A 23,406-nucleotide genomic window follows, 5' to 3' on the forward strand; every position below is an offset into this window, starting at 1 on the left:
ATTTTATAATTGTATGAAAATTCTAATTGATGAAATGGATGATGGCTGGGATGAGAAACTTAAGGAATTGGGATTTGATGCTTATAGTGTTAAAAAATTACGCATGGATGGCCATAAATTAAGAACAGACTATTCGGTGATAAATTACGCTAAAGAAAATAATATGATTTTGGTTACTCGTGATACTGAAAGTGGTCAGGCATGTGAGGAAAATGATTTGCCTTACGTGCTCTTAGATAATGCCTCAATTTTTAACATTGTTTTGAATAAATTAAAAAATTATTAATTTATGTGATTTTGATTTTTTCTTCCAATTTGTAAATTATTAATTATTTCATTCAAAAAATCCTCTTCAGGTTGATGTATTATGCTATTCATTATCCTTTCCCAACAATCACTGATTCTTCTTTTAATTTGTGAAAACATCTGATCTTTTTTGAATGTGGGATAATATGATAGTAATTTCATAATGCTGTCTGCTGATTGTATTGCATGTATTAGATCAATTGTATTTCTTAAACGTTCAAGTTTCAAAAAATTTTTCTCCTTACTAATTTCTTCAAATTTTTCTATTTCTTCAAAAATTAAGTTTACTTCACTATACAAATTCTTTAATTGATTATTAACAGATTCATACAAATTAATTAATTCATATTCTATATGTGACCTACTATGTATGGTCCGTGCAATTTCCCCTGATTCTACTAATTGACCTATTTCTCTATAGACTGTTTTTTCATTACCTACTTTTTTGATAACTCTTTTTGCTAGTTCATTACTTCGAATTTTTCCACTTTCGTTTAAAATTCTGATAACTTCTGTTCTGATAATTTCTGAATTTTTATCCATGATTTCTCTCATCTGATGTTTGATATTTGCTTAACACTTTTGGTTCTCCATTTTCGGAAATTTCTTTAATTATTGACTCCAAAATATTGATGCCTTGTTCAATTGGCTCTTTTTCGTTTATTTTATTTTTCAATTTTTGCTTTAGTGTCATTTTTTCATTATTGATAAATCGTAACAAACTTACCTCATTTCCCATGTTCAAATTGATAAAAAATTCGACATATTCTTGAGCAGAACTAATTACCATTCCTTATTTTGCTCATTCCTTGTATTTGTTACAATCTTTCCAAATTAGGTTTATTTACTATTTTTAGAAATTTTAACTATGGATTCATGTGACCGTCGTATTCGTGCCTACAAAAACGGAAAAACAATGGAAGAGTGCAAATCTATTGCCGAATCACTAATTCCTCAATTTAAAGAAAATATCAAAAATAATCAGAAAATTCTATGGAGTGAGATTATGGATGTAGTTGATCATGATGAATTAATTTACAAATTATCTTTGAAATACCTTCGACGAGATGGATATGATATCGGGAATTATAAAATTCCTGAAGTCAAGGCATTCATCTCTCAAAATTAATTTTACAACTTCCATCAGAATTTCTTAATTTTTTTGCCATTAGATACGGTGTTACAATTAAAATGGGAATTGAGACCCCAATCAAAAATGTCTGCATTTGTGAAAGCGCTACAGACAACGCAATTCCACTTGCAGTTCCTATGAAAATTGATAAAAATGTTCCAGCACATGTTGGACATGCGATAAATAATCCTGTTGCTGCACCAATAGTACTAATCCCTCCCCCTTTCTTTGATATTGAATATGCTGTCACTGCGATTGAAACGTTAAGGCCAACTAAATATGAAACAATGATTTGCAGTACCAGATTAATTGGAATAATTTGTAAGCCGATATGTTCTGTTATGTACACTATTATTTTTGGCATATATCCTGGCTCATCACAACATGGTGCAATAAATCCTGATGGGACTACTGCCCCATAATGTGTCACAAAATTAATTTCTGGTTGATACACTAATGTCCCTGAAATTAACGCAAAAAATATTCCGTATCCAACAAATGTTGATAAAAAGATCTTTCTTGATTTTGAGCTCCAAGTTACCAATGCGATAATTGTTGAAAGATCTTTCCCTTTTGTCTCAACTTTTCCTTTATGATATCTAGCAATTCCAATAGCAATTGCACCAAATGCTGCTACCAGTGTAATGTAAAATCCGAATGCAATTCTTTGTATTGAATCAATTGCACTAGGTGTCATGAGTTCTGGATCCTGGTATCTTCCATACAACACAAACAAGACTCCGATTATGACAAATCCTAAAATTATCATTTTTTTACCTTTTTTAATCAGGCTTGACTGTTCCATGATGTTTTGATTCTCCTGTGAAATTAAATTCTATCTTAACTGAGTCTGGGGACGAAAATATAGATAATTGCTATAATTTCTAATCTTCCAAAAATCATTAAAAATCCTAATACTATCATTGTAGCTGGATCCGTATCTTTATCGATTACTCCTGCAGACAATCCACCTGTGGTGATAATTCCAGCTGCTTCAAAAAATGCGTCTTGAAATGGAACATTTTCAATTGCTGAAAGATGTGCTCCTGTAATGGCTGAAATTGTTGGAAACAATGCTAGAATAATTAATGTGGAAATTATTTCTTTTTTACTTTGATCACTTAGTTTGGATCTTCCAACTTTAGAAATAAATGATTTGATATCTTTAAGATGAAATAGTCTGAAAATCTTTAAGCCTCCAGCAGTTGAAAATCCACATCCTCCAATAAACATCAAAATTATTAGAATTGAATGAGCTCCTCCACTTAGACCTGCTAAACTTTCCATTTGAAGTCCAGCAGTTGAACTAGCTGATACTGAATAAAATGCACTTTGCATTGGATCTAATCCGCTAACTGATGCAAATACTAGTGTAGCACCACCTAAAATTGCAAAATATGCCAGCACTTCTTTTCCTAATTTAGGTGACAAGAATTTTTTTCTAACAAATGCATAGTGGAATGTAAATGGTAAAGCTCCTAGTATCATTGCCCCCATCAGTACAATATGTTCTTGCCACAATAGTCCATCCAGAATTGTCGATGTGGGTGTAAATCCTCCGGTAGACAACGTACTCATCGCCAGAGAAAAATTATCAATGATGTTTCTTTCTCCAAATAAATACAACAAGAATGCAACAATTACGATATAAATTGCAAAAATGACTGTAATCGTAAGGAAAAGTTCTTTCATGTGAAGCGTCTTGCCAGAAATAAAACCACGCATAGCTTGTAATTTTGATTCTGGATAAAATGCAGTAATTACTAAGTAAATGAAACTCATTCCTCCAACTAATTGTGTATAACTTCTAAAAAATGTGAAACTTTGAGTTAACTTTTCAGGTTCATCAAATAGTGAAATACCTCCAGTTGTAAATCCTGCTGCACTGGAAAAGAACGCATCTGCAAATACCTGAGTACTTGTTTCTTCAGTTTGAAATACGTACAGATACGGTATTGTTCCAAATAATGACAGTAAGAATAAACTTGAAAACACCAGTATTGACGCCTGTTGTAAATTGAGACTTGATTTTTCACCATATGAATTCAAGAAAAATCCTGTAACAAGCAATAACACTGTAGTTAAGTAAATTCCTGAAGCTGTAACCGTATCTTCAAGTAATGTGGCAACAACTGCTGGAACAAGCAGCAATACTCCTGCAAATTGTAATACGAATCCCAAGTTTCCTAAAACTGCTTTTACTGGTGGACTCAAAAGTCGAGGTGTAGTTGCTGTTGCATTTCGGATAATATTTGCTATGGTAGATTGAAGAATCATTCCAAGAACTTGATTCTTTTTTGAAACAACTGGAAGTTTTCTAACATTGTTGTCTCTCATTATGTGCAATGCATCTTGTAATGTTGATTTTTCATTAATTGTGATAAGTGGTTTGCTCATTATTTGCTCTAGTGTGGTGGATTCTGCATACACTGTTGCATCACTAACTTTACTTAGAATGTCTTCATCTGTAACAATTCCTACTGGAAATTTTTCAGCATTTATTACAACAATGTCATCTGTTTCATAACTACGTAACATGGTAGCTGCTTCTCTTGTTAGTGTTTTTAGATCCAACATCAAAACATCTTTGTCCATGTATTCTGTCACATTTTTACTTAGGACGTAAGCAACTGCTTTTTCTGGGTTTGTAGACATTAAGCTTCCTTATATCGGGATTTTAAATAATTTGGGGTCGCGTCTAATTAACTAATAATTTGTGATCTATTTTTTGATCCATATTTTTTGCTATCTTTATAAATAATATCTGCCAACTTTAAGGGTAATACCATGGAAATTGATCAAGCTCCTGATCCTGATTATGATTCTGTAAAAATTAATTATGTGGGCTTTGTGGATCCTTATGCTTTAGAGGGAATGGTTGTTCTAAAAGCAGACAATGGTAAAGAATTTCACATGCGTGCATTTTCTGGTGAAGTTGCAAAACATATCTCAAGTTTTGATGAACCTGAAGGTGAACAATCTCCATCAATATATCGAATGATTGAGGAAATTTGTGAACAAAATGAAATTTCTCTTGTAAAAGTCAAAATTTATGAAAGTGGTGATGTTTTACGAGCAAATCTATACTTTACTGGTAAGAAGGATTTAGTTTTGAAAAACCATAGGGCTTCTGATGCAATGGCTTTGGGTGCATATTATAAAATTCCAATCCTGGTAAGAAAAAAATTATTGAAAGAACAAATGGAAGCATAATTCCATTCGAATGGTTTTTTTCTTAGTGTTTTGCTGATAGATTATGAATCAACAAGAAGAATTGATGGATAGTATATTGAATACTGATCTTGAAATAATTGAAACAGTTCGTTCATTACAGAAAGAAAACTGGAATGATGAAAGCTTGAAAAACCAGGTAACGGATTTGCTAAAAATCCATGATGAAACAATTACCAAACTAAGATCTCTTCAAAGTGATGATCATGGTTGTGATTGTGGTCATGACCACTCTTAATTATTTTTAAAAACGCTTCATAATTCGGCAATGCTCATCATTTTATCAGTATAGCTTAGAGAGTTTGATTAATCATCAGCATCCATGATAGACTAATGTGATGTATATTGCTATTGAATGAATAAACAGAAGCTTTTTGAAATGAAATAATTCCTATTATGATATGACAAATTTTGAAAAAATTTATGCTAAAGTGGCATTAAAAATAATCAAGCGTTGTCATGGTGCTATTAAAATTACAAAACATGGTAAAATTGTTGAAGTTTATGATGTAAAACGTCATATCTGGAGTGACGGACTTGCAGGTTTGATAATTAAAGAAGAATGTCGTCTGGCAAATTTGAAGGAATGGGAGTTTGCAAATGTCCGAGGTTATGTGATCAAGGAATTACTGTCAAAATCTGACAATTGATTTCATCACCCATTTTTTACTTTAAACAATTCCCATTCTTGATTGATTTTTGTTGAATGTTCTTTAACAAATCTTTTTCCTTCGTCTTTCAAAATTATTGAAGGGTTTGTATTTCTTGTAAACCAATTATCACTTTTATCTATTGTAATCAAATTGACATCTTCTAATTTATTTACATGATCTCTGAATTTTGCAGCGTTTGTTTTTTTGCAGTTTTTGAAAATGCTGGTATATTTTGTTACACCTTGTGTAATTGATGCCAAAATTAAGTAGTCAACTGAATCAAACGAATTTGAATCCATCCAAATTTAATTTCACATAAGATGATTAAAAGTTGATACTTGTCGGATTAGGTGTGGTTCTTTTAGCAAAATTGTATCGTCTTTAGTTGATGATAATTCTGGTTTGATTATTTTGTCTGTTGTAATCACAATCAATGCTTCACATCTTGTACATAGTATTGTTCTTCCTGATGATCTGTCCTCTCTGATCAGACCTGACTCTAATCTATCGGGTTTTTCACATGTTGGACATAATCTTGGTTCTTTTTCTATGCTGATAATCTCTTTAATGAATATCATTTTCGACATATCTTTTCCTCATTTTGTGTACAGAATAATGTTTGTAATGTTAATTGGTATCAGCAATCCATTTCAGATGTCAAACCGTTTTAATCATCTGAAATTAGAATGAAAGGTATTCAACATATTCCCCTATCTAACCAATTAACTAGGAGTATCTTTTCCGTTCTAACATAAGATGTTATCCCTATCATTGACTTTTTGTGCCTAGAATCACTAATAATAATTTCTTATTTTCATAATTCACTGTTAGATTGGAAATGGAGTTCCATGTTATGAGGATTAGAATGGTTGTTAATTCCTGCTCTAAATCCTTATGTAAATTAAATTCATGAGATTCTGTTATGGGTTTGTTTGGAAGGAAAAAGACAGATAAAGAAAAAGAAGAGGACCAAAAAATGAAGATTAAGAAAAGACCATTCAAAGAGGCTAGAGAGTTTGTTCACAAATTAAAATTAAAAAATAGTTTAGAATGGAGAGAATATGCTAAATCAGGAGAAAAACCTGATGACATTCCATCAGACCCTCGTTCTTACAAAACAGAATGGAAGGGAATGGGAGATTGGTTGGGAAATGGGAATATCCATCCAAAGTACTGGTATTCTGAAGACCACTACATGCAATTCAAAGAAGCCAGGGAATTAGTTAGCAAAAAGAAATTCAAATCAAACAAAGAATACAGAAAATGGGTAAGAAGTGGTAAAGCACCCAAAGGACTACCAATAAATCCAGATAGTGAAAGACAATGGAAAGAGAATTGGACAAATTGGCCTGATTTTTTAGGAAAGGGATATGTGTCATACCAAGAAGCAAAAAAACTCGTCAAACAACTAAATTGTGAAACTGAAGCAGATTGGGAACGAATTTCTAAAGATTTTAAAATCAAAAACAAACTACCGATTAGCACAAGAACATATTATACAAAATTGGGAATGTGGACAAATTGGCCTGATTTTTTAGGGAAAGAAACCAAAAAAAATACTCCAAAAACTGCAACATTCAAAGAATGTCAAGATTTTGCTATACAAAACGGAATTGGTGATTTAACCCAATGGCATAATTGGTATAAAAATGGAAAATTACCTTTGAATTTTCCTAGTAATTTAGATCAATATTTCAGAAAGACGAAACAATGGAAAAATGCTGATCATTTCTTTAATAGAAAACCAAAAAAATTTCTTCCTTTTGAACAACAATTAGTAATTGCACAAAAATATTGTAAAAAAAATCACATTACAAAAAAAGAAGAATGGTTTGAACATTTTCAAACAAATCCATTGCCTGAAGGACTACATAAGGCACCTAATCGAATAAAATTATCAAAAAATCAGAAATTTAGGTGGCATGTTTGGTTAGGAATAGATGAAAACGATCCATTAATGAGAAACAGTAAATCAATTTATGCATCATACAAACAACATCAAAAATTCGCCATACAAAATAACATAACAACAGGGGGACAATGGCACAAATTCATGGAAAAAAATAAAGATAAAATTCCATTAAATATTTCACTACATCCAGATTCATATTTTATTAAAAAGGGATTATGGCCAAAAAATGGCTGGTATGGATTCCTAAATCAAGAAGAAAACCCATGGTGTACTTATGAAGATGCAAAAAAATATCTCAAACCATTTAATCTTGTTTCAAAACGAGATTACAAAAAATGGTTATCACAAAACAAAACTATCAAAATAAATGGCAAAAAATTACCTAATGCACCTGAATCTGTTTATTCAAAACAAAGTGTTTGGATAGATTGGTTTGATTTTCTAGGTAGAGAAGATCTACGAATGACATTAGAAAATACAAAAAAACTTGTCAAGGCACTCATAGACAGTAAAATTATTCATCAAGCAAATCCAGAGGATCAAGTAGTTTTTGCAAAATTATTAATGATCAATGAAATTTATGGTCGTAACAATACAAAAAGTAGTAAATTTCTAAAACAACTACAAAGTGCTTCTCTATCCCCATCAGGTTTAAAAAAAATAATACGTTACGCAGAATCTGATTCATTAGAATTACCTGACATTTCAAAAGATGTAACGATTGATCCTGAACAATTATCTGAAGAGAGAAAAATTGTAAACAAAAATCAAAGTGTTTCAGAAAAAGATGATGGTCTATTAACGGATTATTCTCCTCAACCTACAAAAGATATTCTTAAATTTACAGATATTGAAAAATCTTTACTAATTTCTATTGACGAAGAATCAATGAAATTTTTTGTAACATTTCTTGTTCACAAGTTATGGAATAGAGCATTTCTAAAAGAAGAAGAGACAGTATCGGATGTAAAAGGAGAAGGTAAAACTGGTAATGATTTTCATGATAAAGTAATTACAACATTTCTCGATGAATACAAGGGAACAAAGGAATTAAAAATTCCTAAAGGATATGCATTTCCACATGAACCATACCTTATGCAACGATATGTTGCATACAAGGCTACAAGTGTAAAATCTCGATACTTTGCAAATACATCTGAGCCTGGAGCAGGAAAAACACTTTCTGCAATACTGGCTTCAAGAGTAATGAATGCAAAAACAACACTAGTCCTATGTCCAAAGAATGTGATTGAACAATGGGGAGATAAAATAAAAGAAATTTTTCCCGATTCTGAAGTAATTATACGGAATAAAGTATTTTCAATTTCAAAATCTGCAAAAAATCCTAGATATTTGATTATAAATTATGATATATTCAATCAACAAACATCAGGCAAAAAAATTTCCATATTTAAAAAAATAAAAATTGATTTTGTCATTATGGATGAAATTCAATTTGCAAAGGCTCCATTAAAAAAGAATATTGATGAAGAGACATCTCGATCAAGACGATTACATTTGGAAAATTCGTTAAAATACATTAAAGAAAATAATCCTAAATCAAGAAGACTGGGACTTTCTGCAACTCCAATAATTAATACCTTGAAAGAAGGACGCTCACTTTTAGAATTACTATCAGGTAGAAACCACAATCATGTAAAAACAGATGATAGGTTTTTCTTTAACGGAGTAGGAATGTATGAACAGTTAACCAATATATCCATACGTCAAAGAAATGGTCAAAATTTTAAAATTGAAAAACATCCTTCAGTAATTGTAGATGCTCCAATCTCATCACCATTTTCAGAATTAGAACAAAATCCACTACTCATAGAACTTGAATTGACAGATGCAAGAATTTCTGAAATAATTAAAAAAATTGAAGGTCAAACCATCATCTATACAGAATATGTTGGTAAGGGAAAAATAGATTCCAATATTGTGAAAAAACTAACAACCGCATTAGATGATAAGCAAATCACGTGGGGGCTGTATACTGGAACAAGAAAATATGAACTGGAAGACTTTTCACCTAAAAATAAATTTCAAGTTTTAATCTGCTCCAGTCCAATTTCAGTAGGTGTTGACGGACTACAACTGTCATGTAATCGAATAATTTTCAACTCACTTCCATGGACACATGCTCAATATGAGCAAATTATAGGCAGAATTGCACGAAAAGGACAGACAAAACCGATAGATGTTTTTCATATTAATGCCAGAATTCCAGTAACCAAGAAGGGAAGAACACATTATATCGAATATGATCAAGGAAAATTAAATCTAATTAAAAGAAAACAGACTCTAGCAGATTGTGCTGTTGATGGAATTCTACCTCGAGATAATAAAATAATTACAAAAACAAGAGCAATGAAAGAAGTTGTAAAATGGTATAAGAGATTAGAAAACGAAGATTATTCTTTTGTATTTGTTGAAGAGCTTGATGTTCCAGAAATTGTTGAAAGAGAGCCAACTGTAAGAAAACTGGGCAGATTAGAAGAGATGCATAAGCAGGTGTTTCATGTACATTCCAAAAAAGTTCATGAAATGCTAAAAGAAGATCCGCAATGGGTAATAGAGTATCACAATGAATATCGTAAATCTCGACAAACGTGGGATGTTATTCCTTATGAGTACTACATTAAGAAATTGAATGAAATGTCTCCTAGGTTAAAGATAGGAGATTTTGGATGTGGTGAAGCAAAAATCCGAGAGTCACTTGGAGACGATAGGGTCAAAAGCATTGATCATGTTGCAATAGAATATCAAGACATTGCAAAAACAAAAAACATCATCTCGTGTGATATGGTAGATGTATCCGAATACATCAAAGATGGCGCATTGGATGTTGCAGTATTTTCACTTTCTATGTGGGGCAATAATTGGAAGTCTTACTTTAAAGAGGCAAACAGATGTTTGGCTAAAAATGGCTTCTTGTTTGTATGTGAAACAACTGCCAAAATGAATTCGTGGTTAAAGGGATTGGATGATACTCTCAAAGAAGAGGGTTTTGATGTACACTCCAAAATAAAAATTGAACAGTTCACTTTCATTGAAGCACGTAAAATCTAAAAAAACTCACTCTGCCCTAGAGTCCTTATGAAATGGGGAATGCTCATGTTTAAAACCAGAAATAATTCTCAAAAAACAGCTTGATCAATTGGTAAATATCAGAAATACACAACATAATGTATGAAAATGACTGATAGTCTATCGGTTAGCAGTCAGATTAAGAAAAAAATTTGCTTTACTGTGATCATATTTTAAATTGTTAAATTATTTTTTAGAACAGGAATAAGATCTTAAACTCACCAATTAACAATTTGTTGTATTTTTTATTGAAAATATATTTTTCTTAATATTATTTTATTTGATATAGTTATAATTTTGAATATTTAGAAAATATATTGAAATTATTACATAAAAATCTTAAATACTTATACATTGTATGAAATATGATGTCGTTAGTTCTAAAAACTAATGAATAAAGTGCGTAGCCCCGCAGAACGAAAAAGGCACTCAGGCGTTTGACGCTTGACCACAAGAGGAAATCTCTTATTGTTCTGCAATTAAGCGGGCTTCGCCATTTAATTTCCTATTTGATCTGTTCATGCAAATTTTTTACCTAAACATATTAGAAATCCAATACCATCCATGTTAGTACGATGGTAATGATTCATGATGATTACATTTTATTTTGTACTTCTCAGTGGGTTGAACTAAAAGACATAATTGAAAGATGTGGTGGTAATGAATCTGAAGTAGTTGAATCTATTCAAAGACTAGCCTATATGGGATTTCTTGAATCTAGAACTTTAAAAAATAATTTATTTTATAAAAAACTTGATACGCCTCAAACTCATGATCAATTTTCATCAATGATGGATAATTTCTTAGAATACCAAAAATTTGAAATTGACCTGATAAAAAAGATTCCAACTATAATGTTCAGTGATGGTGGTCGATTTGGTTTTAGTAAAGATGGATTAAAATTGCTTGAACATATTCAAGAAGAAATTAATAGAATAACTATGGTAATTTCTAAAATTGATCATTTTGATAAAATTAGACTTTTGCAGCATCCAATAGCACAACAAAGAATCAAACGATTACAAAATCACATTAATCGAATAATGGACACAATGTTGGATTCTTACAAGGATGTTCGTTCTAATGTTGCACTTCAAGAATATTTTAAAACACATACAGGAAAATTAAACACTGTTTGAATAGTTATGTAACTATCTCATCAAGACGATCTTCTTCTTGAGCTCTTTTAATTTCCATTGCAATTCTTCGTCCGACTCCAAATGTTTGACCATACTGGTATTTTGTATATGGGCTAGTTGTTGCAACTATGGGGTTTCCTGGAACTCTTAATGAAACATCATAAACAATTAATTCTAAATCTTTAGTAATGACACTTTGAAGTGAAAATGGACCAATTATGCCTGGAGCATATTCTTTTTTTACTGCTGAGACAAACTTGTCTCCCATTTTTAGAACTTTTTCAAGCAAAGATTCTCTAATACTTGCTGGAGTATGGCCTACCTCAATATTTTGTAAATCAATATCCATCTCCAATTGCTCTTTTGCTGGTAATGCATTATAGTCATGAATGTTTGTTTGAAGTCTTCTTTCGATTCCAATGAAGTCAACTTGATTTGAAATAGGTGTGTGAAAGAAATTAAAATTCATGTAAGTTCCAATTGCTAATTCTTCTATACTTGCTTTTTCTAAATCCTTTTTTGCAATAACTCCTTGTTTGATTTTCTGTTCTGATTTTTCTTTGTAATCTTTGTATGATGATACCGTAAAAAATGCTCTTTCTAAAGGTCTATTTTTTTCTTGAACCTTTACTATGGATGGTTTGTTGATTCTTTTTGGGTCTTTGAATAATTTTGGATATTTGATTCTGGCTTTTTCTAAAAGATAGTATTGTCCTTTTTTAGCAGTTCTTTCTTCAGCTTGAAATAATTTCCTATTTCCAAAAATTGGAACTTTGAATTTATCTTCAATTGTTTTGTAACCCAGATAAACTGTGAGAGACCTGTGTGGAACAACAATTGTGTTTGAATCTCTTAACATTTTTTGATTTTTAGCTGATGCCATGTCTTTGAATTTATCTAATACTACTATTTGGTCTGCAATTCTGTTGAATCTTTGATAAGGTCCTTCTCTACCTTTTTGGCAAAAAACAGTTGTTTCAAAATTTTCATCCTTTGCTCCGTCCATTACTTCTAAAGCAGAATGACTTCCTAGTACTCCTATTTTTACATCTGAATAATCATTAACTATTTTCTTGATCTCAGAACTTTTGATCATATTATGCCTAAATATTGGCATCTAATATATGTAAAATTACAATATATCAGATCGGAATATACCAAAATGTTTTTTTTAAATGCCAGTTTAAAAAAAACTATGTTTTATTCATTTGAACTTCAAATGGCAGGTGTAATTTTACTAACTGCAATGGCTGTTTGTGGTGTTTCATTATGGATTAAACGAAGAAAATTAGAAAAGGAATCTGTTGAACAAGAATCTGCTGAATCCATTGAACAAGATATATCTGAAAACAAGTGATATGATTTAAAAATTATTTTTGAAAGAAGCTAGGCTTCTTCTTGTTTACAATTAATACACATCTTTTTTGATAAAATTTCAAACCATGCGAAATTATGGACATAACCTTTCTTACAACTCATAGGAATAATCTCTATGAAGAAAATATTCAAGGTAAAGGGTCAAATCTAATATCGATCTAAGCCAAATCATAATTTGTTTTATGTATTATTTACTTTCAATTTGCACACCTTGTCAAAGAATTCCTATTTGCAATTCTATTTTTTAGAATTTATTGCATAGTATTTTAAATAAAAAAACTTTCATGTAATTGTGAGATTTTTATTTTTACTTTTTTCTATTTGCATTTTTTCAATGATGTTGCCTGCATTTGGCGATTTGAATTCTGACGTAATAGTGGATGGACTCAATAATCCTTGGGAAATAGTATTTGGACCTAATGGAGATATTTACTTTACAGAAAGAGATGGTCGTATCTGGAAAATGAGTGAATCTGGAGTTGCAAAAGTTATCCAAACCTTCCCCAAGAGTGGTTCTGTTGAGGGTGGCACATTGGGTCTTGCATTACATCCTGACTTTGAAGAAAATAACAAAATTTACGTATATCAAACAAATTTAGAGCTTGAATTTTATCAAAACAAAGTTTTTAGTTTTGAAGTTGATGATGACACTCTTTCTAACAAACAGTTGATTCTTGATGGTATACCTGGTGCCCCATGGCATGATGGTGGGAGAATAAAGTTTGGTCCAGATGAAAAATTGTATATTTCAACTGGTGATGCAATTAATCCTGGCTGGTCCCAAGATTTATCTTCTCTTGCTGGAAAAATTTTGAGAATTAATTCTGATGGAACTATTCCTGATGATAACCCATTTGATTCAAGTCCTATCTTCTCTTATGGTCATCGCAATCCCCAAGGACTAGCGTGGTCTGCAGACGGACTTTTTCTTTCATCCGAACATGGTCCTTCAGGAGAACTTGGTTATGGGCATGATGAGATAAATCTGATTTTAAAAGGTAAAAATTATGGGTGGCCAAATATAGTTGGAAATTCGCCGGATGATTCTTTTGTTAATCCTATAATTCACAGTGGTGAGTCCACTTGGGCTCCTAGTGGAATGGTTTTTTTTGATTCTGAAAAAATTTCTGATTTTACTGGAAAATTTTTAGTTGGAACACTTCGAGGTGAGCATCTAATGGTGATGGATATTGCAAACGATGGTTCTATAATTAGTTCAGAAAAAATGTTTGATGGAGAATTTGGTAGAATTAGAACTGCTCAAATGAGTCCTGATGGAAATTTGTATCTTCTTACTGCCAATGGAAATAATGATAAGATAATTCGTATCTCAGAAACCCCTCTTGAGGATGTAAAAAAATTCACATCAAAAGAATCCGCTGATGATTTTGCAACATTGTATGTTGTAATTGGTATTGTGGGTATTGGGATAATTTTGGGCTTAGTAATAGTTAAGCGTAAATCCTGATTTCAAACAAAAATCATGCTTTTTATCTGATAATTATTCCTTTTAGGTTGGAGGCAACGGAAAATGCAACAAACCATCTTCATAACAAATCCCCTTGATGAGTCTATTCTAAATACTACTATTTTCCATATTGATTCATGAAATTAATAATTGGAATTACTGGTAGCACTGGAGTAATCTACGGAATTAGAATGCTTGAAGTTTTAAAAAAATTAAATGTTGAAACACATCTGGTTATGTCTGAGTGGGGGGAAAAATGCATCTCAATGGAAACTGAATATACTCCTGAATATGTAAAATCTCTTGCTGCCAGCGATTCAGATGAGAAAAATATGGCTGCAAGTGTATCTAGTGGAACTCATAGAATTAATGGCATGATAGTTGCTCCTTGTAGTATGAAGACATTAGCAGCAATTGCTAATGGTTATGATGATACATTAGTTGCAAGAGCTGCTGGTGTGACAATTAAAGAAGATAGAAAATTAATTTTAATGGTTAGAGAAACTCCAATGTCTGCAATTCATTTAGAAAACATGCTAAAATTATCCAGACTGGGTGTAATAATTTTGCCACCTGTAACTGAATTTTATACTAAACCAAAAACCATTGATGATATTGTAAACCATGGAGTAGGAAAATGTCTTGATCAGTTTGACATTGATCATGATTTATACCCTCGATGGGGAAGTTTCTAAAATACTGTTGACCACATTTTCTTTAGAAAAAATTATTCATGCTAAACGAAAAAATGTTTTTGAGATTTTCTCCAATTATGAACAATATGAAAAATTAATCCCTGCATATTTTCCATCTATCCGTATTCGTTCAGTACGTGGAGAGACTGCAGTTGTTGAGGAACATTTCACATTAGGTGACATTGAATTTCTTTTAATGTCCAAACATGTCTCAAAACCGTTTGTTTTACATGAAGTTTTTGTTATTGGTGGAAAATCTAAAGGTAGTTACATTCGACAGGAGTTTATTGAAATTCCTGACGGAACTAAAATTTTAGTTGATGTGGATTTAAAATTGATGGGAGCAATGAAAATTCCAAAATTATTGGATAAATCGAAACTAATTGCCAATTATTCAAAATTACTAGATGATATGACTATTTTATGTGAAAAATCAGTCTGATTTTACTTCTTTATCTTTAGGAGATTCGTCAATTTTTCCTTTGAAATCTTCTAGTTCCTTATCTCCTTCAATTTTTCCTTTTTCAAATTCGCCTTTGGCCTTACCAAATGTTTTAGCAAGTTCTGGGATTTTTTTAGCACCAAAAATTAGTACGCCTATTACCACAACTAAAACTATGATTTCGGTACTTCCAAGCATTATAACCCTACTTCTTAGATTTCAGATTTAAGTGTTCAACTTTTCTCTTTGTTTACGCTCAATGAACAACATGCCTGCAAAATATAATCCAATCATTGGCCCTGCAACAAACATCATTGTAACACCTGTTCCATCAGGAGTAATGATTGCACCAAAAATTATGATGATCACAATTGCATACCTTGCATTTTTTCTCCAAAAATCTTTGTCTACCATACCTGACATTGAAATTGCATACATGATTAATGGAAGTTGAAAAGAAAATCCAAATGCCAATAAAAATTGTAATACAAAAGTTACAAATTCCATTACGTTTAGGAATGTAACTAGTCCAGCTGAATCCCCGTATCGATATAAAAATTCTAAAATATATGGAATTACAAAATTATATGAAAATACACATCCTGCAATAAACAATCCTAATGCAGGTAGTGAGATATTTCTACTAACGTTAATTTCATTTTCTTTCAAAGCTGGTTTGATAAATCCAACAAATTCTCTGATAATTACTGGCATTCCAATTACCATTCCTACTAATGCTGAAACATACATTTGAGCAAAGAAAGCTTGTCCTGGTGCAGTTTGAATTAATTGTACATCTGTAGGAACTAAATTCTCTCTCATATGGTTTGTAATTTGAGCTGCAATATTGTTTTGAGGATCCGGTGATGGATAGTACAGTGTAACTTCTCCAATGTTAATTGGTTCTGCATGAAATGTCAAAACAACAACTGTGATGATTCCAATTACTATTACTATTCTTAGAAGTCTTTTTCTTAATTCCTCAAGATGTGTGTTGATACTTTCTAAATTTGACATCCAATTTCATTTTGTGCTATGATGTATGAAAATGTATATTTTTTAAAAAAGACCTATTTTGGAATTGGCAATAGTTTTGCTTCTGGCATGCCTGATTCTTTTAATGCTTCAGCAGTTATGTCTTCAAATTCTAAAGATATGATTGCTTTAGTGTTGAATTTACTCTCCATTTCTTTTGCTAATTCACCAATATCTTTACTAGAGAAAATTTGATCTGAATCTTTCAATAGTATTCTATCTCCTTTCTCCATTTCTTTACCATTAAATTTTCCTTGCAAAAATTTTGTAATTTCTGGAAGTTCTTTTCTATCTATATTATTATGAAAATAACAAACCCCTTTAACTGATTCATAATCATAAGCGGTACCATTTCTATACATGAATACTCCAATAAAGTGTGCTTCTTCCTCTGGTTCTCTAACACATTTAATTTCCCAATTCAATAATTTACTCTCATCGTAATTGAATTCTTTCATTTCATCCGAAGTGATTTTCCAATATCTCATTCTATCCTTTCTTGCCATATATGATATGTTGAAATATTCTGGTATAACTATCTAACCCTAAAATTGCTATCTAGAAATGTAAATTACTAGCCTGATGAAATTATTTGTAATGAATATGAGGAAATCTATTCGTGAACAATATTTACAATTATTAGATAGGGAGCCTACACTTGATGACTTAGATTTCTATGCCGATGAGATACAAAATAATAAAATAAATTTAGAACAACTGTCTTTAATTCTCAAAAATTCTAGCGAATATACTGAATTACAAAAAAAAGAAATTTCTCAAAACAAATCAATCCAAATAGATACTTACAACGATGTTAGAATACAGGGACAGACTGTTTCTTTAGGATATAGAGAGTCTGTAGAACGTTATCAAGAAATTTTAAAATTTTGTAAAAAATTCAATCGTCCAATATCTGTTTTAGATTTGGGTGCAGCTGAAGGTTATTTCACATTTCGATTATCTGAGGATTTTTCTGGTGTTTTTGTTGCTGTGGAGGGTGATTCTAAACGAAATTTGCTAGATTCTTGTAAAAAAAACAATAATCAGAATATTTTACTCCTCGAAAAACAAATGAATTTGAAACATTTACAGAATCTCAAAGAAGTTCAGCATTTTGATATTGTATTGGCTTTGAATGTTGTACATCACTTTGATGAGCCTTTTCAAGATGTCCTTGAACTTCTTGTCTCTATGAGTTCATTTTGTTTTTTTGAACACCCTAATTCCTTAGAAAATACTGCTACAAAAAATTCATCTCGACTTAAAAGTGAAAAATTGAAACTTGAAAAATTTTTACCTCAATTACTGAACAAAAATAAATCCGGTTTGGGTGACGCTGTAAATCAAAAACTTGAAAGAAACATGTGGTTGTTAAAAAATACTGAATCTAAAACAATTGATCGTGCTTGGCGTGGAACTGAAAAATATGATGAGGAATTTGGTCCTGATTCCCATATTGATATTAAATCAAATTTTGATGAAATCCTAATTGATTATGGTTCAAGAAATGAAAAAAGAAATTGGATTCAAGGAATTGATTTGAGAACATTTCTGGAAAATAATGGTGTCTATCCTACTAATGATCAGGTACTTGATATGATTAATTCTATGAATACTGATAATGCTCGTGACTTGGGACCTCATAATTTAATTTTAAATGGACATGAACTATTACCTATTGATCAAGACGATAAATTTGATGACGTAAATACAAAAGAGAAATTAAAATCATTTTTAATACAAAGTGGACTGCTATAATTTTTGAAATTATTCGGAAGATAGATTAATCAGTATTTTACTACTCGATGATATGACAAGTTATCAGGTTCATGTGACAATAGAAAACAAGCCTGGGATTAGTGATCCTGAAGGAAAAACCATTCTGAATGATTTAGTTTTGAAAGGTACCCATCAAAATGTATCTGAAATTAAAACTGCAAAAATGTTAAAATTTTCAATTGATGAAAAAGATAAAGAAACTGCTCAGTCAAAGGTTAAGGAGATTTGTGATGAACTAAGAATTTACAATCCTATGGTCAGTATTGTCAAAATTGATGTTTTTGACATTTAATTTGTTTCAATATTTTCAACAGTTGCATTAATCAAAATTTTGCTTCTCAGAAATTCTGTTAAATCTGTTTGAGTGATTACTCCTGCTAAATTCTCATTTTCCAAAACTACTAGGCGTCTAATGTTGTTGTTTAACATTTTTTGAACTGCTGATTCAATTGATGCGTTTGGTTCGACCCATTTGAAATTTTTAGACATAATTGTTTCTAATTGTGTTGCATGTGCATCATTGCTGTCTGCAACAATTTTTCTTACAATGTCTCTTTCTGAAACAATTCCTATTGGCTTTCCTTCTTTGACCACTACTACAAAACTGATCTCTTTTTCTTTAAGAATAATTGCTGCATCATGTGCTTTTTTTATGCTTTCAATTGTAATTACATTCTTTTGCATGATGTCTCTGACTTTTGCCATAGCGATCCCCTAAATTATTCACTTAAAAATTGTATTAGGCTGGGCTCAAATTAAATAACTCTGAAACTAAAATCTATTGTGAATGTTGGAGTTGTAGTTTTTCCTGGAAGTAATTGCGATCGTGATATGTTTCATGTATTATCTGATGTTTTTAATCTAAATGCCCAATATTGCTGGCATGACAAGCCTCTTCCTGATAATCTTGATGCTGTCATTCTGCCTGGTGGGTTCTCATATGGTGATAGGTTACGAGCTGGAGTTATTGCTGCAAATAGTCCAATTATACAAGATGTAAAAAAAATTGCTCAAAAAGGACTTCCAATTTTAGGAGTTTGTAATGGATTTCAAATTTTGGTAGAATCTGGATTGTTGCCTGGAGTTTTGCTCAAAAATGATTCTCTTAATTTTATGTGTGAGTGGACAAATTTGATTGTTGAAAATAATAAGACTCCATTTACAAATCAATTTGAATTAAACCAGAAAATACCTATACCAATTGCAAATGGTGAAGGACGTTATTATGTAGATGATGAGACATTGAACAAACTTGAAGAAAAGAATCAGATTGTTTTCAAATATGATAAAGTTGTGAATGGTTCGTTAAATCAAATTGCTGGTGTTTGCAATGAAGATGGAAATGTAGTTGGCATGATGCCTCATCCTGAAAGAGCTGTTGAATCCGAAATCAATCCTCAAGATAACAAACCATCTTCATTAATTTTTGAATCTCTATTGAAAAAGGCAGGAATTGAAAATTGAGTTTAGAGTCACGTGAATTAGAGGAATTAAAAACAAAAATTGGTAGAGACCCAACTCCAACTGAATTACAAATTGTAGCAGCTGAATGGTCCGAACACTGCTCTTACAAATCTTCTAAAAAACATCTCAAAATGTTACCCATGGATGGGCCATTGGTAATTAATGAAAAAGGATATGATTCTGGAGTTTTAGATGTCGGAGATGGATATGTTGTAACTGCCCATATTGAAAGTCATAATCATCCTTCAGCAGTTGAGCCTTATGGTGGTGCTGCAACAGGTGTTGGAGGAGTAATTAGAGATATTTTGTCTGCTGGAACTCGTCCCATTGCACTTCTTGATGGATTACGTTTTGGAAATATTGAAAATGATCAACATGCAAAATGGCTTTTTAAAAATGCAGTAACTGGAATTGCAGATTATGGCAATTGTTTAGGAATTCCTACAGTTGGAGGTGAAGTTGAATTTGATGAATGCTACAAAAATTACGCAATGGTTGATGTAGCTGCAATCGGGTTTGGAAAAAAAGATAATTTAATTAAAAATCATGCAAAAAAAGGGGACTTGGTAGTTCTATTGGGTGGTGCCACTGGTAGAGATGGTATTGGTGGTTCTCAATTTGCATCTGATTCTTTAGAAACTGAGGATCGTTCAGCTGTTCAAATCCCTGATCCTTTTATTGAAAAATTAATCATTGAAGCAATTTTGGAAGCACGTAATGAACAATTAATTCATGCAATGAAAGATCTTGGCGGTGGTGGTTTGTCATGTGCTGTGTCTGAAACTGCTGATGCATTAGATATTGGAATAGAAATGGATGTGGATAAAGTCCATACTCGTGAGTCTGACATGCATTCTGATGAAATAATGATTTCTGAATCTCAAGAAAGAATGTTGATTGTTACTGACAGTGAAAAATTAATTAAATTACAAAAAATTTGTGAGAAATTTAGAATTGAATGCTCTGTAATTGGACACGTAACATTTGACAATAAAATGCATGTAAAAAAAGGTGAAACTTCAATTGCAAATATTTCTACAGATATTGTTGCAAATGCAACTTTGCTTGATTTACCTTCAAGAAAACCTGTATATCTTGAAAATCTTGAGATAGCAAAATCTTTCCCACAATTATCTGATTATTCTGAAACCTTGATGAAATTGCTTGGTTCTCCAAATATTGCAAGTAAGATTTGGGTTTATGGCCAATATGATCATGAGGTTGGAATTAGAACTGTAACAAAACCTGGTCATGATGCATCTGTTTTGAGGCTAGATAATGGAAAATCTCTTTCAATTAAGATTGATGGTAATCCAAAACAGTGCTACATTAATCCACGTGAAGGTGCAATTGGTTGTTTTGAAGAAGCGTGTAGAAATGTAGTTTGTACTGGAGCAAAACCAATAGGAATGCTTGACCATCTTCAGTTTGGAAATCCAAATGATCCTGAAATATTTTGGACATTTTTAGAATCCCTTAAAGGACTGACTGATTTTGCAAAAGACTTTGAAATTCCATGTGTTGGTGGTAAGGTGAGTTTGTACAATGAAACATCTGATGGTCCAATCAAACCAACTCCAGTAATTGGTGTAATTGGTTTAATTGAAAAGAAACCTTTGAGGATTCAAAAAATTAATTCTGGAGATTCATTAATTCTGATTGGTGAAACTAGAGATGAATTGGGAGGTTCAGAATATTCTGAATACATTCACAAATTTGTTGGAGGCAAGTGCCCTGCAGTTGACTTTACAGAATCCAAGAAAAATATGGATTCTGTATTGGAAATAATTGAAAATGAATTAATCAAATCTGCACATGATTGTTCTAAAGGCGGATTGGCAATTGCAATATCTGAACTTTGCATGACAAATCAAATTGGGTGTAACATTTCATTGGAAAAAATACCTGGCGAAAAATTGGATTCTGATAAGATTTTATTTTCAGAAAGTCATTCAAGATATTTAATTACATTTGAAAAAGAAAATATTCAAAATCTGGAAGAGGTATTGAAAAAACACAATGTATCATATTCAGTAATTGGTGAGTTTGCTGGTGACTCCATTCAATTTAGTAATGATTCTAAACCAATAATTGATCTAAGCGTTGATAAGGCACAAAAGACTTGGTTTAATTCGTTAAGGGAGATGGTTCTACGTGCCTAAAGTCAAAGAAAATTGTGGAGTAGTAGGGATTTACAGTTTGTCTGGAAAGAATGTCGTTCCTATGGTTTTTGATGCATTACGTGCTTTACAACACAGAGGACAAGAGGCCTGGGGATTTGCAGTACCTAACAAACCACCATTCAAAAAAGTAGGTCTAGTTTCTCACTCATCTTCTGAATTTAAAAAAATTGCACAGGAATATGCATCTCCTTGTGTAATTGGGCATGTCAGATATTCTACAATGGGAACAAGCACTTTGGCCAATGCACAACCACTCAAAGTAAAAGATCTTTGTGTTGCACATAATGGAACAATTGCCAATGCTCAGGAACTATCTAATTTAGTTGGAGGTTGTTCTTTTACTCCTCAAAATGCAAGTGATACATTAGTTGCTGCAGAAAGATTGGTTTCATTAATTTCTGAAAATGGGGAAATGGGAAAAGCACTTTCAATTTTAAAAAATGAAATGGTTGGTTCGTATTGTTTTACTTTTATTTCTGATGATAATTCTGTTTATGCTGCACGAGATCCTAAAGGATTTCGTCCGATGGTTTTAGGACATAAGGAATCTGATGATACATACATTGTAACTTCTGAATCAGCAGCTGTAACTGCAGTTGCTGCAACGTTACAACGTGATGTAACTCCTGGTGAATTAATCAAATTAAGTAAAAATGGTTTGGAGACTGAAAAGTTTTCAGATGACAAGTCTCGTGCACATTGTTCTTTTGAATTTACTTACTTTGCACATCCATCAAGTATGATGGAAGGCCATAACATTTACGTTTCTAGAAAAAACATTGGAAGATTTATGGCAAAAAAATTCCCAATTAAAGATGCAGATTTAGTAATACCTGTTCCAGATTCAGCAAGACCTGCAGCCTTGGGTTACGCACAAGAACTTGGAGTATCCTTTGATGAAGGCCTTCTCAAAGATAGATACAGCAAGAAAGGTCCTTTGAGAAGTTTTATTGAACCACATCAAAGTGACAGAGTAGAAATTAACAGATGGATTATTCCAATTAGTGAAATAATTAGAGACAGACATGTTGTAGTTATTGATGATAGTTTGGTAAGGGGAACAAGTTCTAAAGCTATTATCAAAGCACTCAGAAGAGCAGGGGCTAAAAAAATCAGCATGTTAATAACATATCCTCAAATCAATTATCCTTGTTATGCTGGAATTGATTTCCCATCTCAAGAGGAACTTGCAACATTCACTAATGGTAAAGAAATGACTACTGAGGAAATAACTGAAATGGTTAGAAAAAGTATCGGTGTTGACTTTTTGGGATACAATGATGCTGAGAATTTAGCTGATGCAGTTGGAATGCCAAAGGATTCCATGTGCTTTACATGTTCATCTGGAAATTATGATTCTCTTGGAATAAAACCTGACTTTACAAAACGTGAACAAGTCAAAGCAAAAATTTAGTTTGATAACAAAGTTTTAGGTAATTTAAATTATAAATTATCCACAAACGATTAAGATTTGATTAAATATGGTAATTTTCTAATAAT

Annotated in this window: 27 protein-coding genes; 16 read left to right on the forward strand and 11 right to left on the reverse strand. The window is 31.8% G+C overall.

The features are described 5' to 3' along the window. The first annotated feature begins 13 nt into the window (after window positions 1-13). Window positions 14-286 carry a DUF5615 family PIN-like protein gene (locus NMSP_RS03430; protein WP_086907457.1) on the forward strand — a complete coding sequence of 91 codons (273 nt, stop codon included), beginning with the start codon at window positions 14-16 and terminating at the stop codon, window positions 284-286. Here the strand turns inward: NMSP_RS03430 and NMSP_RS03435 are convergent. After that, window positions 283-849: a hypothetical protein gene (locus tag NMSP_RS03435; protein WP_086908367.1), complete on the reverse strand. Its 567-nt coding sequence runs from the start codon at window positions 847-849 to the stop codon at window positions 283-285. The genes NMSP_RS03430 and NMSP_RS03435 overlap by 4 nt on opposite strands. Then, window positions 842-1,096, reverse strand: coding sequence for a hypothetical protein (locus tag NMSP_RS03440; protein ID WP_086907458.1), 255 nt, complete (start codon window positions 1,094-1,096; stop codon window positions 842-844). The genes NMSP_RS03435 and NMSP_RS03440 overlap by 8 nt, the downstream gene beginning before the upstream one ends. Before the next feature lie 78 nt (window positions 1,097-1,174). Here NMSP_RS03440 and NMSP_RS03445 point away from each other — a divergent pair, with 78 nt between their 5' ends. Further along, on the forward strand, window positions 1,175-1,435 hold the full coding sequence (locus NMSP_RS03445; RefSeq protein WP_086907459.1) for a hypothetical protein: 261 nt from the start codon (window positions 1,175-1,177) through the stop codon (window positions 1,433-1,435). Here the strand turns inward: NMSP_RS03445 and NMSP_RS03450 are convergent. Then, a complete protein-coding gene (locus tag NMSP_RS03450) occupies window positions 1,419-2,243 on the reverse strand; it encodes a hypothetical protein (RefSeq protein ID WP_086907460.1) in 825 nt (274 codons plus the stop codon). The genes NMSP_RS03445 and NMSP_RS03450 overlap by 17 nt on opposite strands. A gap of 35 nt (window positions 2,244-2,278) precedes the next feature. After that, window positions 2,279-4,093 carry a potassium transporter TrkG gene (locus NMSP_RS03455; protein ID WP_086907461.1) on the reverse strand — a complete coding sequence of 605 codons (1,815 nt, stop codon included), beginning with the start codon at window positions 4,091-4,093 and terminating at the stop codon, window positions 2,279-2,281. A 132-nt stretch (window positions 4,094-4,225) separates the two neighbouring features. On the opposite strand from NMSP_RS03455, the gene NMSP_RS03460 reads away from it, so the two are divergent. The 3 genes from NMSP_RS03460 (at window position 4,226) to NMSP_RS03470 (ending at window position 5,319) form a co-directional block, all read left to right on the forward strand. After that, the gene (locus NMSP_RS03460) at window positions 4,226-4,651 is read left to right on the forward strand and encodes a bifunctional nuclease family protein (RefSeq protein WP_086907462.1); all 426 of its coding nucleotides are present in this window, start codon (window positions 4,226-4,228) and stop codon (window positions 4,649-4,651) included. 43 nt (window positions 4,652-4,694) lie between these two features. Then, entirely contained in the window at window positions 4,695-4,907 is a 213-nt protein-coding gene (locus tag NMSP_RS03465) for a hypothetical protein (RefSeq protein ID WP_086907463.1), read from the forward strand. A gap of 163 nt (window positions 4,908-5,070) precedes the next feature. After that, window positions 5,071-5,319 carry a hypothetical protein gene (locus tag NMSP_RS03470; RefSeq protein WP_086907464.1) on the forward strand — a complete coding sequence of 83 codons (249 nt, stop codon included), beginning with the start codon at window positions 5,071-5,073 and terminating at the stop codon, window positions 5,317-5,319. Window positions 5,320-5,324: 5 nt separating this feature from the next. Here the strand turns inward: NMSP_RS03470 and NMSP_RS03475 are convergent, their stop codons facing one another. Next, window positions 5,325-5,621 carry a hypothetical protein gene (locus NMSP_RS03475; RefSeq protein ID WP_086907465.1) on the reverse strand — a complete coding sequence of 99 codons (297 nt, stop codon included), beginning with the start codon at window positions 5,619-5,621 and terminating at the stop codon, window positions 5,325-5,327. Between the two features lie 12 nt (window positions 5,622-5,633). After that, on the reverse strand, window positions 5,634-5,909 hold the full coding sequence (locus NMSP_RS03480) for a hypothetical protein (protein ID WP_086907466.1): 276 nt from the start codon (window positions 5,907-5,909) through the stop codon (window positions 5,634-5,636). A gap of 335 nt (window positions 5,910-6,244) precedes the next feature. On the opposite strand from NMSP_RS03480, the gene NMSP_RS03485 reads away from it, so the two are divergent. Both NMSP_RS03485 and NMSP_RS03490 read left to right on the forward strand, forming a co-directional pair. Beyond that, the gene (locus NMSP_RS03485; RefSeq protein WP_086907467.1) at window positions 6,245-10,306 is read left to right on the forward strand and encodes an SNF2-related protein; all 4,062 of its coding nucleotides are present in this window, start codon (window positions 6,245-6,247) and stop codon (window positions 10,304-10,306) included. 593 nt (window positions 10,307-10,899) lie between these two features. Next, complete coding sequence (locus tag NMSP_RS03490; protein WP_086907468.1) at window positions 10,900-11,463, forward strand: hypothetical protein; 564 nt, start codon at window positions 10,900-10,902, stop codon at window positions 11,461-11,463. A 4-nt stretch (window positions 11,464-11,467) separates the two neighbouring features. Here NMSP_RS03490 and NMSP_RS03495 read toward each other — a convergent pair whose 3' ends face one another. Further along, window positions 11,468-12,559 carry a formate--phosphoribosylaminoimidazolecarboxamide ligase family protein gene (locus tag NMSP_RS03495; protein WP_086907469.1) on the reverse strand — a complete coding sequence of 364 codons (1,092 nt, stop codon included), beginning with the start codon at window positions 12,557-12,559 and terminating at the stop codon, window positions 11,468-11,470. A gap of 99 nt (window positions 12,560-12,658) precedes the next feature. Here NMSP_RS03495 and NMSP_RS08410 point away from each other — a divergent pair, with 99 nt between their 5' ends. The 4 genes from NMSP_RS08410 (at window position 12,659) to NMSP_RS03515 (ending at window position 15,445) form a co-directional block, all read left to right on the forward strand. After that, the gene (locus NMSP_RS08410) at window positions 12,659-12,820 is read left to right on the forward strand and encodes a hypothetical protein (RefSeq protein WP_192866216.1); all 162 of its coding nucleotides are present in this window, start codon (window positions 12,659-12,661) and stop codon (window positions 12,818-12,820) included. Between the two features lie 378 nt (window positions 12,821-13,198). After that, a complete protein-coding gene (locus NMSP_RS03505) occupies window positions 13,199-14,308 on the forward strand; it encodes a PQQ-dependent sugar dehydrogenase (protein ID WP_192866217.1) in 1,110 nt (369 codons plus the stop codon). A 137-nt stretch (window positions 14,309-14,445) separates the two neighbouring features. Beyond that, the gene (locus NMSP_RS03510; protein WP_086907472.1) at window positions 14,446-15,003 is read left to right on the forward strand and encodes a UbiX family flavin prenyltransferase; all 558 of its coding nucleotides are present in this window, start codon (window positions 14,446-14,448) and stop codon (window positions 15,001-15,003) included. Between the two features lie 7 nt (window positions 15,004-15,010). Then, window positions 15,011-15,445, forward strand: coding sequence for a polyketide cyclase (locus tag NMSP_RS03515; protein WP_086907473.1), 435 nt, complete (start codon window positions 15,011-15,013; stop codon window positions 15,443-15,445). On the opposite strand, the gene NMSP_RS03520 is transcribed toward NMSP_RS03515, so the two are convergent. From NMSP_RS03520 to NMSP_RS03530, 3 genes are read right to left on the reverse strand one after another with little or no spacing between them, the layout of a single operon-like run. Next, a complete protein-coding gene (locus NMSP_RS03520; RefSeq protein ID WP_086907474.1) occupies window positions 15,437-15,643 on the reverse strand; it encodes a Sec-independent protein translocase subunit TatA/TatB in 207 nt (68 codons plus the stop codon). The genes NMSP_RS03515 and NMSP_RS03520 overlap by 9 nt on opposite strands. A 27-nt stretch (window positions 15,644-15,670) precedes the next feature. Beyond that, on the reverse strand, window positions 15,671-16,462 hold the full coding sequence (gene tatC, locus NMSP_RS03525; RefSeq protein ID WP_086907475.1) for a twin-arginine translocase subunit TatC: 792 nt from the start codon (window positions 16,460-16,462) through the stop codon (window positions 15,671-15,673). 53 nt (window positions 16,463-16,515) lie between these two features. Then, window positions 16,516-16,938, reverse strand: a complete 423-nt coding sequence (locus NMSP_RS03530) for a hypothetical protein (protein ID WP_225971322.1) — start codon at window positions 16,936-16,938, stop codon at window positions 16,516-16,518. 139 nt (window positions 16,939-17,077) lie between these two features. Here NMSP_RS03530 and NMSP_RS03535 point away from each other — a divergent pair, with 139 nt between their 5' ends. Next, a complete protein-coding gene (locus NMSP_RS03535; protein ID WP_192866218.1) occupies window positions 17,078-18,238 on the forward strand; it encodes a class I SAM-dependent methyltransferase in 1,161 nt (386 codons plus the stop codon). Between the two features lie 52 nt (window positions 18,239-18,290). Continuing rightward, window positions 18,291-18,551 (forward strand): phosphoribosylformylglycinamidine synthase subunit PurS, encoded by a 261-nt coding sequence (purS, locus tag NMSP_RS03540; RefSeq protein ID WP_086907478.1) that lies wholly within the window; start codon window positions 18,291-18,293, stop codon window positions 18,549-18,551. Here the strand turns inward: purS and NMSP_RS03545 are convergent. Beyond that, a complete protein-coding gene (locus NMSP_RS03545) occupies window positions 18,548-18,964 on the reverse strand; it encodes a CBS domain-containing protein (RefSeq protein ID WP_086907479.1) in 417 nt (138 codons plus the stop codon). The two genes, purS and NMSP_RS03545, sit on opposite strands and share 4 nt — an antisense overlap. A gap of 78 nt (window positions 18,965-19,042) precedes the next feature. Here NMSP_RS03545 and purQ point away from each other — a divergent pair, with 78 nt between their 5' ends. Genes purQ through NMSP_RS03560 form a run of 3 tightly spaced genes read left to right on the forward strand, consistent with a single transcriptional unit; the run spans window position 19,043 to window position 23,320 of the window. Further along, the gene (gene purQ / locus NMSP_RS03550) at window positions 19,043-19,723 is read left to right on the forward strand and encodes a phosphoribosylformylglycinamidine synthase subunit PurQ (RefSeq protein WP_086907480.1); all 681 of its coding nucleotides are present in this window, start codon (window positions 19,043-19,045) and stop codon (window positions 19,721-19,723) included. Next, complete coding sequence (gene purL / locus NMSP_RS03555) at window positions 19,720-21,885, forward strand: phosphoribosylformylglycinamidine synthase subunit PurL (RefSeq protein WP_086907481.1); 2,166 nt, start codon at window positions 19,720-19,722, stop codon at window positions 21,883-21,885. The genes purQ and purL overlap by 4 nt, the downstream gene beginning before the upstream one ends. Further along, a complete protein-coding gene (locus NMSP_RS03560) occupies window positions 21,878-23,320 on the forward strand; it encodes an amidophosphoribosyltransferase (protein ID WP_086907482.1) in 1,443 nt (480 codons plus the stop codon). The genes purL and NMSP_RS03560 overlap by 8 nt, the downstream gene beginning before the upstream one ends. Window positions 23,321-23,406 lie beyond the last annotated feature (86 nt).

This window comes from Candidatus Nitrosomarinus catalina, assembly GCF_002156965.1.
GTDB classification, from domain to species: domain Archaea; phylum Thermoproteota; class Nitrososphaeria; order Nitrososphaerales; family Nitrosopumilaceae; genus Nitrosopumilus; species Nitrosopumilus catalinensis.

What these genes read in the sequence shown, in the direction of transcription:
- tatC (WP_086907475.1), bottom strand. Translation starts at nt 16,462, where the DNA reads ATGTCAAATTTAGAAAGTATCAACACACATCTTGAGGAATTAAGAAAA.
- NMSP_RS03475 (WP_086907465.1), bottom strand. Translation starts at nt 5,621, where the DNA reads ATGGATTCAAATTCGTTTGATTCAGTTGACTACTTAATTTTGGCATCA.
- NMSP_RS03545 (WP_086907479.1), bottom strand. Translation starts at nt 18,964, where the DNA reads ATGGCAAAAGTCAGAGACATCATGCAAAAGAATGTAATTACAATTGAA.
- NMSP_RS03530 (WP_225971322.1), bottom strand. Translation starts at nt 16,938, where the DNA reads ATGAAAGAATTCAATTACGATGAGAGTAAATTATTGAATTGGGAAATT.
- NMSP_RS03450 (WP_086907460.1), bottom strand. Translation starts at nt 2,243, where the DNA reads ATGGAACAGTCAAGCCTGATTAAAAAAGGTAAAAAAATGATAATTTTA.
- NMSP_RS03440 (WP_086907458.1), bottom strand. Translation starts at nt 1,096, where the DNA reads ATGGTAATTAGTTCTGCTCAAGAATATGTCGAATTTTTTATCAATTTG.
- NMSP_RS03455 (WP_086907461.1), bottom strand. Translation starts at nt 4,093, where the DNA reads ATGTCTACAAACCCAGAAAAAGCAGTTGCTTACGTCCTAAGTAAAAAT.
- NMSP_RS03520 (WP_086907474.1), bottom strand. Translation starts at nt 15,643, where the DNA reads ATGCTTGGAAGTACCGAAATCATAGTTTTAGTTGTGGTAATAGGCGTA.
- NMSP_RS03510 (WP_086907472.1), top strand. Translation starts at nt 14,446, where the DNA reads ATGAAATTAATAATTGGAATTACTGGTAGCACTGGAGTAATCTACGGA.
- NMSP_RS08410 (WP_192866216.1), top strand. Translation starts at nt 12,659, where the DNA reads ATGTTTTATTCATTTGAACTTCAAATGGCAGGTGTAATTTTACTAACT.
- NMSP_RS03430 (WP_086907457.1), top strand. Translation starts at nt 14, where the DNA reads ATGAAAATTCTAATTGATGAAATGGATGATGGCTGGGATGAGAAACTT.
- NMSP_RS03460 (WP_086907462.1), top strand. Translation starts at nt 4,226, where the DNA reads ATGGAAATTGATCAAGCTCCTGATCCTGATTATGATTCTGTAAAAATT.
- NMSP_RS03485 (WP_086907467.1), top strand. Translation starts at nt 6,245, where the DNA reads ATGGGTTTGTTTGGAAGGAAAAAGACAGATAAAGAAAAAGAAGAGGAC.
- NMSP_RS03435 (WP_086908367.1), bottom strand. Translation starts at nt 849, where the DNA reads ATGGATAAAAATTCAGAAATTATCAGAACAGAAGTTATCAGAATTTTA.
- NMSP_RS03490 (WP_086907468.1), top strand. Translation starts at nt 10,900, where the DNA reads ATGGTAATGATTCATGATGATTACATTTTATTTTGTACTTCTCAGTGG.
- NMSP_RS03445 (WP_086907459.1), top strand. Translation starts at nt 1,175, where the DNA reads ATGGATTCATGTGACCGTCGTATTCGTGCCTACAAAAACGGAAAAACA.
- purS (WP_086907478.1), top strand. Translation starts at nt 18,291, where the DNA reads ATGACAAGTTATCAGGTTCATGTGACAATAGAAAACAAGCCTGGGATT.
- NMSP_RS03470 (WP_086907464.1), top strand. Translation starts at nt 5,071, where the DNA reads ATGACAAATTTTGAAAAAATTTATGCTAAAGTGGCATTAAAAATAATC.
- NMSP_RS03480 (WP_086907466.1), bottom strand. Translation starts at nt 5,909, where the DNA reads ATGTCGAAAATGATATTCATTAAAGAGATTATCAGCATAGAAAAAGAA.
- NMSP_RS03465 (WP_086907463.1), top strand. Translation starts at nt 4,695, where the DNA reads ATGAATCAACAAGAAGAATTGATGGATAGTATATTGAATACTGATCTT.
- NMSP_RS03535 (WP_192866218.1), top strand. Translation starts at nt 17,078, where the DNA reads ATGAATATGAGGAAATCTATTCGTGAACAATATTTACAATTATTAGAT.
- NMSP_RS03495 (WP_086907469.1), bottom strand. Translation starts at nt 12,559, where the DNA reads ATGATCAAAAGTTCTGAGATCAAGAAAATAGTTAATGATTATTCAGAT.